General features: G+C 41.2%; 11 protein-coding genes. 4 read left to right on the forward strand and 7 right to left on the reverse strand.

The genetic code is table 11. The features are described 5' to 3' along the window. Positions 1-56 precede the first annotated feature (56 nt). Positions 57-827, forward strand: a complete 771-nt coding sequence (locus P20311_RS16460; protein WP_008114997.1) for a hypothetical protein — start codon at positions 57-59, stop codon at positions 825-827. Here P20311_RS16460 and hutH read toward each other — a convergent pair. The 3 genes from hutH to hutC are packed head-to-tail and all read right to left on the reverse strand — an operon-like array spanning position 824 to position 4,784. Further along, the gene (gene hutH / locus P20311_RS16465) at positions 824-2,356 is read right to left on the reverse strand and encodes a histidine ammonia-lyase (RefSeq protein WP_008114998.1); all 1,533 of its coding nucleotides are present in this window, start codon (positions 2,354-2,356) and stop codon (positions 824-826) included. The genes P20311_RS16460 and hutH overlap by 4 nt on opposite strands. Further along, complete coding sequence (hutU, locus tag P20311_RS16470) at positions 2,353-4,032, reverse strand: urocanate hydratase (RefSeq protein WP_008114999.1); 1,680 nt, start codon at positions 4,030-4,032, stop codon at positions 2,353-2,355. Before hutU ends, hutH begins: the two co-directional genes overlap by 4 nt. A gap of 29 nt (positions 4,033-4,061) precedes the next feature. Beyond that, positions 4,062-4,784: a histidine utilization repressor gene (gene hutC, locus P20311_RS16475; protein ID WP_008115000.1), complete on the reverse strand. Its 723-nt coding sequence runs from the start codon at positions 4,782-4,784 to the stop codon at positions 4,062-4,064. 110 nt (positions 4,785-4,894) lie between these two features. Here hutC and hutI point away from each other — a divergent pair, with 110 nt between their 5' ends. Both hutI and P20311_RS16485 read left to right on the forward strand, forming a co-directional pair. Beyond that, positions 4,895-6,142 (forward strand): imidazolonepropionase, encoded by a 1,248-nt coding sequence (hutI, locus tag P20311_RS16480; RefSeq protein WP_008115001.1) that lies wholly within the window; start codon positions 4,895-4,897, stop codon positions 6,140-6,142. A 59-nt stretch (positions 6,143-6,201) separates the two neighbouring features. After that, positions 6,202-7,926, forward strand: coding sequence for a GGDEF domain-containing phosphodiesterase (locus P20311_RS16485; protein ID WP_008115002.1), 1,725 nt, complete (start codon positions 6,202-6,204; stop codon positions 7,924-7,926). Here the strand turns inward: P20311_RS16485 and P20311_RS16490 are convergent, their stop codons facing one another. Together P20311_RS16490 and rraA are read right to left on the reverse strand one after the other, a co-directional pair. Beyond that, positions 7,927-8,976, reverse strand: coding sequence for a formimidoylglutamase (locus P20311_RS16490; RefSeq protein WP_008115003.1), 1,050 nt, complete (start codon positions 8,974-8,976; stop codon positions 7,927-7,929). 1 nt (position 8,977) lies between these two features. Beyond that, entirely contained in the window at positions 8,978-9,475 is a 498-nt protein-coding gene (gene rraA / locus P20311_RS16495) for a ribonuclease E activity regulator RraA (RefSeq protein ID WP_008115004.1), read from the reverse strand. A 420-nt stretch (positions 9,476-9,895) separates the two neighbouring features. Between rraA and P20311_RS16500 the strand changes: the two genes are divergently transcribed. Then, positions 9,896-11,776 (forward strand): methyl-accepting chemotaxis protein, encoded by a 1,881-nt coding sequence (locus P20311_RS16500; RefSeq protein ID WP_008115005.1) that lies wholly within the window; start codon positions 9,896-9,898, stop codon positions 11,774-11,776. A 70-nt stretch (positions 11,777-11,846) separates the two neighbouring features. Here P20311_RS16500 and P20311_RS16505 read toward each other — a convergent pair whose 3' ends face one another. Together P20311_RS16505 and hslU are read right to left on the reverse strand one after the other, a co-directional pair. Continuing rightward, positions 11,847-12,221 (reverse strand): gamma-butyrobetaine hydroxylase-like domain-containing protein, encoded by a 375-nt coding sequence (locus tag P20311_RS16505; RefSeq protein WP_008115008.1) that lies wholly within the window; start codon positions 12,219-12,221, stop codon positions 11,847-11,849. Positions 12,222-12,286: 65 nt separating this feature from the next. Continuing rightward, entirely contained in the window at positions 12,287-13,615 is a 1,329-nt protein-coding gene (gene hslU, locus P20311_RS16510; protein ID WP_008115010.1) for an HslU--HslV peptidase ATPase subunit, read from the reverse strand. Between the last annotated feature and the right edge of the window lie 4 nt (positions 13,616-13,619).

Genomic DNA, 13,619 nt, shown 5'->3' on the forward strand with positions numbered 1-13,619 from the left:
ATCGCTATAAAACGCGTTAATAAGTGTGATTATGCTTTTAATAAAGGGTAAATAAAGTGCAAACCAACAAAGGTAACTTAGTAGTTCTTGGCGCAGGTTGGCTTGGCCAAGCCTTATGTATTGATGCACAAAAACAAGGTTGGCAAGTGCAAGGGACTCATCGTAGTGACACCCATCAATTTGATTTTGAGCGTCAGTTTGTTTTACAAAACGGCGAGCTGCAGCACCAAGTGGATTTACAAAATGCGTATTGGGTGTGTGCTATACCGCCGCGCAGTCGTGACAGCGAAAGTGATTATGCACAGGTGCTGGAACAGGGATTAAAGCTGGCAACTAAGCTTAATTGTAAAGGTTTTTTATTGTGCTCATCGACTGGGGTGTATGATCAAGAGCCCGGAGTTTATAGTGAAAGTAGCGATATATCAGGCACTAATGAGCGACAAATAAAGCTCTATGATGCAGAAGAGCAAGTGCTAGAGCAGCAAGGTAAAGTGCTTAGGTTAGCCGGGTTGTTGGGGCCAAATCGAGAGCCGGGTCGGTTTGTGGCAGGTAAAGAGCTCAATACGTCAAGTCAGCAAGTGGTGAACATGGTGCATCAACAAGATGTGATCAATGCCATTTATGCGGTACTTAACAATTGGTCACAAGGGCAAAGTATTTATAATGTAGTTAACCCTGCGCACCCGAGCAAAGCAGATTATTATGCACAAAAGTGTGAGCTGTATGGCACACAAATGCCAAGCTTTAGTAGTGATGAAGTCGCTGAGCGCAAAGTTATTGGCTCAGCGATAGAAGCGCTGGGTTTTAGTTATCAGTATGGTATTTAATAAGAAGGTAAGGGCGAGTTTTTTATAAAGTCGCACAACTTACCTTCACTTAGTAGTGTGTTAGCCGCTTCAATATCGGGGGCAAAGTAGCGGTCTTTATCGTAATAGCTAACATGTTGGCGTAGTAGTGCTTTTGCATTTTCTACCTGCTCACACGCATGTAGTGGCGCTCTAAATTCTAGCCCTTGAGAAGCACTCAGCCATTCAATAGCTAACACGCCTTGCGTATTATTAGCCATATCAACTAAGCGCCTAGCGGCAAAGGTTGCCATAGAGACATGGTCTTCTTGGTTAGCTGAGGTCGGTAAGCTATCTACCGAGGCCGGGTGTGCTAGTGATTTGTTCTCTGAGGCGAGCGCAGCTGCGGTCACTTGAGCAATCATAAATCCTGAATTTACCCCACCGTTTTCAACTAAAAATGGCGGCAATTTTGATAAATTAGAGTCAATCAGTAGGGCAATACGTCGCTCAGCTAAGGCGCCAATTTCGGCAATGGCAATCGCAAGATTATCAGCGGCCATAGCAACGGGCTCAGCATGAAAGTTTCCGCCTGAAATAATATCCCCTACATCGGCAAAAACGAGTGGATTGTCGGTTACCCCGTTTGACTCACACAGTAATACCTCGGCGGCCTGGCGTATTTGGGTTAAACACGCACCAAGTACTTGCGGTTGGCAGCGCAGGCAATAAGGGTCTTGTACTTTTTCACAATTAATATGTGAGTCACTAATTTGTGAGTGGGTGCTTAATAGCTCTCTAAATACCTGCGCTGTATCAATTTGCCCTTGTTGACCACGAACCTCATGAATACGTGCATCAAATGGTGCGCGACTGCCCATGGCGGCCTCAATACTTATAGAGCCAATAACACAGCTTTGTGCGTACAAATCTTCTGCTCTAAATAATCCCTGCAGTGCAAATGCAGTAGAGGCCTGTGTGCCATTTAATAGTGCTAAGCCTTCTTTAGCAGCTAATGTCAGTGGCTCTAGCCCTGCAATTTTTAACCCCTGTTCTGCGCTTATTAGCTCTCCTTGATAGCGCATTTTCCCTTCACCTAATAAAGGCAAGCACATATGGGCAAGGGGGGCTAAATCGCCCGATGCGCCCACTGAGCCTTTTTTAGGCACGCATGGATACACTTCATTTTTAAGTAGCTGTATAAAAAACTCAATTACTGCTAAACGAATACCAGAATAACCCCGTGATAAAGAATTTACTTTTAGGGTGATCATTAATCTGACCGTGCTGTCATCCATTAATTCGCCAATGCCCGCAGCGTGTGAAAGCACAATACTGCGTTGTAATAGTTTTAGCTCATCATTCGCTATTTTAGTATTGGCTAATAAACCAAAGCCGGTATTAATACCATATACAGTACGCTGCTCGTTTATTACGTCTTGAACGGTTTGTGCGCTGGCTGCTATTTGCGTGGCGGCCTCAGTTGCCAAAGTTAAATTTATGGGTGATTGATTAATTTTTCTTAAGGTATTTAATTCAAGCTGACCTGGTGTGAGAGTGTATGAAATCATGACTTATCCTTGTTAAGCATAGGTAGGTCTAGGTTTTGTTGTTGTGCACAGTTTTTTGCAATGTCATAACCGGCATCGGCATGGCGCATTACACCGGTAGCAGGATCGTTCCACAGCACTCTTGCAAGGCGTTGCTCTGCTTCATCGGTACCATCGGCAACAATAACCACACCTGAATGTTGACTAAAGCCCATACCTACACCACCGCCATGGTGAAGCGATACCCAAGTAGCACCGCCAGCGGTATTGAGCAGGGCATTCAATAAAGGCCAATCAGAGACTGCATCGGAGCCATCTTGCATGCTTTCTGTTTCACGGTTAGGACTGGCAACTGAGCCTGAGTCAAGATGATCACGGCCAATAACCACCGGTGCTTTAAGCTCACCGTTTTTAACCATTTCATTAAAGGCAACCGCTAGACGCGCGCGGTCTTTTAAGCCAACCCAACAAATACGTGCAGGCAAGCCTTGAAATTGAATTCGCTCACGCGCCATATCAAGCCAGTTATGCAAATGCTTATCATCAGGGATTAGTTCTTTTACTTTTGCGTCTGTTTTGTAAATATCTTCGGGATCGCCTGAGAGTGCTACCCATCTAAATGGACCAATACCTTCACAAAATAATGGACGAATATAAGCAGGTACAAACCCAGGGAAATCAAATGCATTAGTGACGCCTTCTTCGAGCGCCATTTGACGAATATTGTTGCCATAGTCGGTAGTTGCTGCGCCTGCATCTTGTAGTGCCAACATCGCTGTTACTTGAACTGCCATTGATTGTTTGGCTGCTTTGACCACTGCTTGTGGATTATCGATTCGCATTTTTGCTGCATGCTCCATACTCCAACCTTGTGGTAGGTAGCCGTTAAGCGGATCATGGGCTGAGGTTTGATCGGTGACTATATCGGGAGTAATACCACTTTTTACTAAGGTACTAAAAACATCAGCCGCGTTACCAAGTAAACCCACAGAAAGCGCTTCACCTTTTACACAGGCATCGGTTATTAATTTTAATGCATGCTCAAGATCTGTGGCTTTTACGTCGACGTACCCTGTTTTTATTCGAAAATCGATACGGCTTTCATCACATTCCACCACTAAGGCACTAAAGCCTGCCATGGTTGCAGCTAATGGTTGTGCACCGCCCATTCCTCCGAGGCCACCAGTTAACACCCATTTACCTTTGGCATCGCCTGAAAAGTGTTGTTTTGCCATAGCTACAAAGGTTTCGTAAGTGCCTTGAACAATCCCTTGAGAACCAATATAAATCCAAGAGCCAGCGGTCATTTGACCGTACATCATCAAGCCTTTTTTATCTAACTCGTTAAAGTGCTCCCAGTTTGCCCAGTGCGGAACAAGGTTAGAATTTGCAATTAATACCCGCGGTGCATTGCTATGAGTTTTAAATACACCCACCGGTTTGCCAGATTGCACTAATAGGGTTTCGTCATCTTCTAGGCGTTCAAGCGTTTCAATTATTTTGTCATAGCTTGGCCAGTCACGCGCAGCACGGCCAATCCCGCCATACACCACCAAAGCTTGAGGGTGCTCGGCAACATCAGGGTCTAAATTATTCATTAGCATGCGTTTAGCTGCTTCAGTTTGCCAGCTTTTTGTGGTTATTTGATTACCATGCTGTGCGCGTATTGTGCGCTGTGTGTCCAGTCGATGATTCATTTTTCACTCCTGTTAAATAGTGTTAAGCGTTATGCGCTTTTATTATTATTTTTAAATGTTAATTGTCCGCCTAAGCGATACTTACTGCCCGGCGATATAAGTCGTGCAAAGCTTACAATTCCGTTTACCGACCAAGTACGGCGTATTACTTGTAAACAGGGCTCTTCATTATATAAGTTAAGCCATTGGCACATTTCACTGCTTGGTGTAATAGCCTCTACCGTGTGCCTTGCTTGTGTTAAAGGGGCAACTGTTGATAAGTATTCGTGTGGGGTAAGGGCGGTAAAATCTTGTTGTAAATAATCTTTTGCAAGGGGCGGATTTACAAAGCGCTCTTCGACTTGTAAGGGGCTGTCGTTTTCGTTATGAATAATGACACTGCGATATACCACGCTATTTACCTCCACACCTAAAGCAATTGCAATTGGCGCGACGGCATTAATTGATTCCAATACTTGCACTGTGCAGCTGTAGTTTCCGTTTCGCTCTTTTACTTCATGGGCGATGTTTTTAATTTCAAGTAATGACGACTGTGATTTGAAGCTTGCTACAAACGTGCCTAACCCTTGGCTACGAGTTAAAATGCCCGCATCAGTGAGCTCACTGAGGGCTCGACGTGCGGTCATTCTGCTTACCGTAAACTGTTTTGCTAGTTCATTTTCTGAGGGTACGCGTTGGTTTTCAAGCCAAAGTCCGCTGCGTATTTTGTCCACAATAAACTGCTTTATTTGCGTAAACTTAGGTGTTGGCATAAATACTTTTAGTATATTAAAAATAAACAATACCTAGTAAGATGGCACAATCATCTTGTATATACAAGATGTGTTGTTAAACTCGTTTGAACACTATCGCGGAGAAATTTATGCAAGCTACAGAATCCACAGAGCAATTAAATGATATCGATTTACTGCTCACCGATGCCAATATTGCCACTATGGATAGCAACATTGATGCGCCTTATGGAGCGATAGAAAATGCGGCTTTAGCAATTAAAAATGGCAAAATAGTATGGCTAGGTGAACAAACTGAGTTACCTGATTTTGATGTGTTAGCCACTCCGACATTAAGTGTGAAAGGGCAGTGGTTAACGCCTGGCTTAATTGATTGTCATACTCACTTAGTGTTTGCCGGTTCTCGTGCGAAGGAGTTTGAGCAGCGTTTGCAGGGAGTGAGTTATCAGCAAATTGCTGCGCAAGGGGGCGGAATTGCAAGTACCGTAAAAGCAACCCGAGAGGCTGATCATGAACAACTGTTTGTAGCCGCAAAAGAACGTTTAAATGCACTGTTAGCAGAAGGCGTAACTACAGTTGAAATTAAGTCAGGGTATGGGCTTGATATCGAAAATGAGAAAAAAATATTAGAGGTGGCTAGGTTGTTAAACCAACATCATCCAATTGAAATAATTAACACCTTTTTAGGCGCGCATGCATTACCTTTAGAGTTTAAAAATCGCAGTGATGATTATATAGATTTAGTGTGTAATGAAATGCTTAACACCCTTGTTGAACATGATTTAGTGGATGCGGTTGACGTATTTTGTGAGGATATTGGCTTTAGTTATGCGCAAACGCAGCGGGTATTTAATGCGGCTAAAAAACTGGGGTTAGCAATTAAGTGCCATGCGGAGCAGTTATCTAATCAACAAGGTGCTGCGCTGGTGGCGCAATACAATGGTTTGTCTGCGGATCATTTAGAATACCTTGATGAAACAGGTGTTAAAGCTATGGCCAATGCAGGCACTGTGGCGGTATTGCTCCCTGGCGCTTTTTATTTTTTAAAAGAAACGAAATACCCTCCAATTGAGCTGTTAAATAAATACAAGGTCCCCATCGCAATTGCCACTGACTTCAACCCCGGCACATCACCGTTATGTTCGTTGCAATTAATGATGAATATGGCTTGTACTTTATTTAATTTTACTCCAGAGCAAGCATTAATGGGAGTTACGGCACATGGGGCTCGGGCTCTAGGTTTTACTGATAGAGGGGTATTAAAAGTTGGCGCTCGCGCAGATATCGCTCATTGGCAAATTGACCATCCTGCACAATTAAGTTATCAGTTTGGGGTAAATGAACTGTTAAATCTATGGATATTGGGTAAACTTAGTTAGTTTGTATAAAATTAACTCTTAAACCTATGTTTTATTTAATGTCAGTGAGTACGTCAGCTATGGATGGAACGTTATTGAGCTACAGCAATTTAGCTATTTTTTTAAGTGGTGCACTTTTAATGGCAATGGTTGCCACGCTATTAACCGTTAAAAGTAACGTAATGAGACTCAGCTTTTTATGTACTGGGCTCATTGGCTTAGCTATGGTCAGTAGTGCAATACCTTGGCTCGCTATTTTACTAGCGCTAGGTTTTGGTTTTAATTTATATCAAGCGAAATTACAAAAGCAAAAAAAACCATTTCTTATCAGTGCCTGTGCAAGCGCATTACTTGCTTTATTGTTAATAGGGTATCTCTTTTTTACGCTGCATTTAGCGTGGTTGCTCATGGCTATTTTACTGCTCTCAGTCAGTGGTTTTTTAGCTGATAATGAGCCTAAAGCTACTACGCCTTTAAAGCCACAAACCGAGCCTGAGGTGTATGTTGAAAACTCACCCTTAGCCAGCTTCCCCGATAAACAACAGTTACGTCAAAAGTATAATGAGCTTACCAATGAAGGTTCATTCAGAGCCGCACTTATTGTATTAAGGCTAGAGGGGTTTGCGCAGGTAAATCAGCATATTGGACGAGATTTTGGTGACTTATTGTTGTCGCAGTCGGCAAATCGAATAAAAAACTTACTAGACAGTGATGAAGTGTTGTTCCTTGCTCCGCATGCTAAATTAGCGCATTTAGGCGGGTTAAATTTCGCGTTTATTTGTGTTCTACAAAGCCATAATCATTTACATCAACAGCTTATCAAGCAAATTATTGGCGCTACATTAAAGCCCTTTAACGTGGCAAATTGCACTATTGAAGTAAAGGTAAGAGCCAGTTATGTTCATTGCGATCAACAAAGTACGAACTTTGATGATTTAATTAGTCATGCTTACTTGGCACTTGATAGTCAGCCAAGCAAACAAATAGTGGCTTATCATCAACAAATGACGGTTGAGCATTTAGAGCAACAAGCGCGATTAACAGAGCTTGCGAATATCAGCTTTGCTGATGAGTTTGAGCTGTTTTTTCAACCCGTTATTCGCAACGGCGATGGCCAAATTGAATTTTTAGAATTGTTATTGCGTTGGCAACACCCCACGCAAGGCACCTTATCGGCAAGCCGATTTATAAATGATATTAGAATTGCAGGGCTTGGTTATTCACTGGCTACCTTTGTTATAGAGCGTGCTGGCGAATTAGCCATGGCACTTCGTATGGAAGGGATGTCGGTGCCTTTGAGTGTTAATTTATTTGGCCCAGAAATGCTCAATGAAGAGTTTGTTGATTTTGTTTACGGAGTAATTGGTGAGCATCAACTAAGACCAGGCGATTTAATTATTGAATGTCCGCTTCATGTTTTTACCAGCCTAGATGATAAAGGCAGAGCCATGATCGCAAGGCTTAACAGTTTAGGTTTAAAAGTATGCGTTGATGGCTTGGGAGATAACCCCGTATTACTGTCTAAATTACCAAGTTTAGCGGTGGAGTATATTAAGGTATCTCCGGCCTTAACTGCTGACTTTAGTAATCAAAATAATATACGCAGCTTAGTAAGCGGCATGGTAGAAATGCATAATCAGCAACAAACAAAAGTGATTTTTGAAGGTGTTGAAACACTGGACCAACTTAAATTTGTGAAAAGTTTGAAAGCTTATGCCTCACAAGGCTACTACTTCGGACACCCTTTAAGTAGCTTAGGGTTAATGAGTTGGTTTAAACAGTGGTTACAGGCACAAGAAGACTAATTAGATTTTTTGCTTTGTTTGGAGGTAGGTATTTACTAAGGCGCTGATTACTTGACCACATTGTAATTTACCCGCAGCAAGAGAGTGAGGATGTTGCGACGGTGCTGCTTCGCATAAATGTAAATAAGCACTGTGATGATTACTTGCAGCTAAATAAACATAATGCTCGCCATCGCTAACATCAAAACCGCAATAATTAAATGCGCTTGCAGGTATGTTGGTTAGGCTATCTAAATCAACTTCTATTCCTAACGGTGCGTTATCAAATGCGTTTAGTGCATTGTTAGTTGCCTCCGTTAAACTTGTTTCTCGCCTAACATTAATCGCTTGATAGCTGGTGAAACTAAATTTTGCACTTTGCATCGCATTAAAAATTTGTTGATTATTTTTAAGCTCATGTAAGCCAATTACATGGTAACTGTTAAGGTGCTGCTCTTGATAGGCGTAATGAAAACCATTGCCACTGTGTCTGCCTTCACACTCTCTAAAGTCGGCATGGGGGTCTAAATTAATGGCGTTAATTGCGCTGTTTTTATATTTTGCAAGCGAGCGAATAATACCTAAGCAGTTATTATGTCCGCCACCAATAATGATGGGTTCAAGACCGGCTTTAAAAATCATGCTTAAAATTGCTTCAACCCGCACATCAATCTCAGCGCACAACTGACGTAATTGGTCTAAATCGAGAGGATTTTGGTTATCAAGCGAGTGTGCTTGTTCCATTAAGTCATCGAGGTTTACTTCACCAAGCAGTAACACTTTTTGCATGGCAATAGCGTGATTGTGAGGTTGGTTTAAAAAGTGTTGTAAAAAAGCGGGCCAAGCATGCTGTGCTCCGCCTTTACCTAAATTGGCTCTAGGTCCAATGTCTTCGCAAACGCCCAGTAAAACAAAGCGCATACCAAATTGTGCAGCATCAGTAAGCGCTTGTTGTATATTAACGTTTGCGTCAAGTAATGCCATTGACTGCCACGCTTTTTGTTCACCTGCACGGTTAGAACAAATGCGCTTGAGTGTGCTTTCGTTATATACTTTAAGGTGTGCTGTCACGCTACAGTTCTATTATTTCTAGCTCTAATTCTTCAGCAGAAAGTACAATACCTGTACTGTCGGCATAAACAAAATCATCATCGAAAAATGATACACCCGCAAAGTTAACGCCTATGCCGCTTTCACCCGCGCCTTCACTGTCAGCTGCAACCGGAATTGATCCAATGGCTTGAATTCCTAAATCCAGTTCTTCAAGTTCATCAACATGGCGCAGTGCACCATATACAATAATACCTTGCCAATTGTTTTCAAGTGCCAGCTCAGCCAGTTCAATATCAATTAAGGCTCTACGAGTGGAGCCTCCACCATCAATAAGTAAAATCTGATCTGTACCATCTTGAGAAAGCAATTGACGGATCAGTTCATTATTTTCAAAACATTTTACCGTTTTAATGCGGCCACCAAAACTGTGTCGACCACCAAAGTTGATGAACATAGGTTCAAGCACGTCAACCACATCAGCGAAATGGTCACATAAATCAGAAGTGCTGTAATCCATTATTTTATCCTCAAAAGATACATAAGTTAGTAACTTAGTATACCCTCCTTATATTCAATAACAACGACTTAATTGCAGTAAATTTAGCCAGAAATAGAACTAAATCAATAACACGACTCATAATTTTTTAATAAAATTGTCATCTTTATAAATAAATATTTTTAAAGCTATGGACTGAGCGTTTATAAGTGCGAGAGATTTAAGTTCTGATTGGCGAGACTGTTAAAATTAAACAATACTGTGGATGATTATATTGTCCATTTGTATAAAGGGAGTTTGTTAATGGTTAAATTTTACTGGTAGCCCTTTTTTATGGTTTTTAATGATAGGCATTATTGTTTATTTCATGTAACAAAATTATGTTAAGACAAGAAAGCATCACGTTATACTGAACTGGTAAATTTAATATAGGTATTTACAATGAACTTTTTACAGAATCTAACGATTAAACGTCGTTTACAATTTAACGCATTAATCGTTGGCTTAGCCATGATTGTTATGCTGTGCATCATCATTTATGAAGCACGTATTATGCTTAAATTAAATGAAACTATTCAGTACGCTGAAGAGCTAGATGTGCATGAGCTTTCGATGCGTAAATACGAAAAAGACTTTTTGTTTTACAAAGATGAGTCTAGTTTAGAGCTATTTGCACAAGAATATAAAAAACTACAATTTAAACTAGAAAAGCTATCTGTTTTATCTGCAGATTTAAATATTGCTACGACTCAGGTCAATCAATTTTCTACGTTAGCCCAACAGTACTATGACGACTTTCAAAATGTTGTAAAACTACAGCGTAAAATCGGGTTGCACCCAAAAGACGCTTTATATGGCGAGCTGCGAGAAGCAGTTCATAAAATAGAAACATTGCTTAGTGAGCAAAATAATTACCAATTACTCACCACTATGCTACAGCTGCGTCGAGCTGAAAAAGATTTTATGCTACGTTTAGATACCAAGTATTTAGATCGATTTAATAAATTAGCAAGCGAGTTAAAACAACAAGTAAATGCTGCAGAGCTACCCAATAATACACGTAATCAATTAGCCTCCTTAATGACCAACTACCAAAATAAATTTACTGCATTGGTAGAGGCGCAGGTGGAATTAGGCGTCGATTTAAATTCGGGTGCCCTAGGGAAAATGAGAATAAGTGTTAAGAAAAGTGATGAAGTGGTTACTTTGATCACTAATGCGACTAAAGAGCAAGTAGCTGAAACGGCGCAGCAGGCGCAATTATTAGCAATAGTCATTTTTATAATTGCAAGTATTATCGTTATGCTGCTTGTGTACTTAACCAGTCGTTCAATTATCCAACCTATAGAAAAAGTTTATCAAGCAATAGGTAAGATCAGACAAAGCAATGACTTAAGCTTGTTTATAGAGCATAAAGGGAAAGATGAAGTAACGAGGATGACCATAGACTTTAATAGTTTAATTAGTGACTTTAAAGATCTCATCTATGAAGTAAATACGGCTCTAACAACGCTTAATATAGCAACAGGGAATCTATCTGAAACAACCTCAGCGACTAGCTCCGGTATGCAAGAGCAATTACATGAAGCGGATATGGTAGCAACCGCTGCTACAGAAATGCAGGCAACGATTCAAGATATTTCACACAATACGGAAGCCGCCGCTAAAAAAGCTGAATCGACCAATGTAAGCGCCCAGCAAGGTCAGGTTGAAGTAGAGTCAACTATTAAGCATATTAATGCCTTATCTGATTCACTTGGTAAAGCTTCCAGCGTGGTGTCTCAGCTAGAAAAAGATGGTGAAACCATAGGTTCTGTACTTGATGTGATACGTGCGATTGCAGAGCAAACTAATTTACTTGCTTTAAATGCTGCCATTGAAGCGGCGAGAGCGGGTGAACAAGGTCGTGGCTTTGCGGTTGTTGCAGATGAAGTGCGCTCACTTGCACAGCGTACGCAGGAGTCAACCAGCGAAATAGAAGGCATTATTAACACCCTACAACAGCGTACTCAAGAAGTTGTTAGTATCATGCACCAATGTCGTACTCAAGGTGGCGAAAGTGCTACACAAGCAACAAAAGCGGGTGAGCTGCTAGGATCAATTACCATTGATGTGCAAACTATTATGGAAATGAGTACACATATTGCTACCGCTATTGATGAGCAAAGTCAGGTGGCTTCTGAGGTAAATAAAAACGTGGTCCGTATTCGAGATATTGCCGAGGGGGCTGCGGCTCACTCACAAACTAATGCGCAAACCAGTGAAGAGGTCTCTGAGCAAGCAAGGGTACTTCATCAAGCAATTTCAAAATATAAGGTTTAACTACTAACAGAAAAAAGTGGCTTAATTGCCGCTTTTTTCTCATTCACAGAGTATAAGTTCAGACTAAATACTAGGGGACAAACTTTATGGGTACGCTGTCTTTGTTGTTTTCATGTTGTTTAACACGCTCTAAATACGTATCCCATAAGCTTGTTTGTTCAGCTTGTAACTTAGCAAAATATTGCCAGCTGAACAGCCCGCTGTTATGGCCATCGTCAAACTCTAAACGTAACGCGTAATGCCCTACCGGCGTAATGGTTTTAATGCCCACTGCTTGTTTATTTAGTACTAACTTCATAGGCTCAGATCCATGGCCTTGAACCTCTGCTGAGGGAGAGTGTACCCGTAAAAACTCAGCGCTAAATATAACTTCAGAGTTATCATCAAAATAAACATCTAAATTTTTACTCACACTATGATAGTGCACTTTTGTAACTTGTTTCATCGTCATCTCGCTTACAAAAAAGCCTCCATATTGGAGGCTTTTAGTATAACTGTTTGTGTTTTCAATTAAAGAATAAAACGACTTAAGTCTTCATCTTCAACTAGCGCACCTAAGTGTTTTTCAACGTAGGTGGCATCGATAACAAGACTTGAACCCGCTTTTTCAGAAGCGTCATATGAAATCTCTTCCATTAGCCTTTCCATAACTGTATGAAGGCGACGCGCACCGATATTTTCGGTTTTTTCGTTTACTTGCCATGCTGCCTTAGCAATACGCTCAATTGCGTCGTCGCTAAATTCAATAGCGACTTGCTCTGTTTTGAGTAGCTCGCGTTGTTGCTCAGTAAGTGACGCGTGTGGCTCAGTTAATATACGTTTAAAGTCATCGGCTGTGAGTGCTTCAAGTTCAACACGAATAGGTAAACGGCCTTGTAACTCAGGGATCATGTCTGATGGTTTAGACATTTGGAATGCGCCTGAGGCAATAAACAACATGTGGTCAGTTTTTACCATGCCGTGCTTGGTATTAACGGTAGAGCCTTCAATAAGCGGAAGTAAATCACGTTGTACACCTTCACGACTTACATCTGGGCCAGAGGCTTCACCACGTTTACAAATTTTGTCTATTTCATCAATAAACACAATGCCGTTTTGCTCTACTGCAAAAATAGCCTGTTCTTTTAATTCTTCAGGATTAACCAGTTTACCGGCTTCTTCTTCAGTAAGTAACTTAAACGCTTCTTTAATTTTAAGCTTACGCTTAGTGCGTTTATCACCACCCATGTTTTGAAACATTCCCTGTAACTGGTTGGTCATTTCTTCCATACCAGGAGGAGCCATAATTTCAATATTAGGTTGAGCTTGGGCTAAATCAATATCAATTTCTTTGTCATCTAATTGGCCTTCGCGTAACTTTTTACGAAACGATTGGCGTGTCGATGAATTTTCATCGCGCTGAACTTCACCGTATTGATCTTTCGCTGGAGGCAGTAATACATCTAATATACGTTCTTCAGCCGCTTCTTCAGCGCGATGTTTGAACTTTTTAGTTTGTTGCTCTCGTGTCATTTTAATTGAAACATCAACTAAATCACGGATGATAGTTTCAACTTCTTTACCGACATAACCTACTTCTGTAAATTTAGTAGCTTCAACTTTAATAAAAGGTGCGTTGGCAAGCTTTGCTAAACGACGAGCAATCTCAGTTTTACCTACACCCGTAGGGCCAATCATTAAGATATTTTTTGGCGTTACTTCTGCGCGTAAGTCTTCGTTTAACTGCATACGGCGCCAGCGATTACGAAGGGCAATAGCAACCGCTTTTTTCGCTTTAGCTTGGCCAATAATATGTTGATCTAGCTCATGAACAATTTCTCTTGGGGTCATATCAGACATAGCG

It is taken from the genome of Pseudoalteromonas sp. BSi20311 (assembly GCF_000239875.1).
Lineage (GTDB): Bacteria > Pseudomonadota > Gammaproteobacteria > Enterobacterales > Alteromonadaceae > Pseudoalteromonas.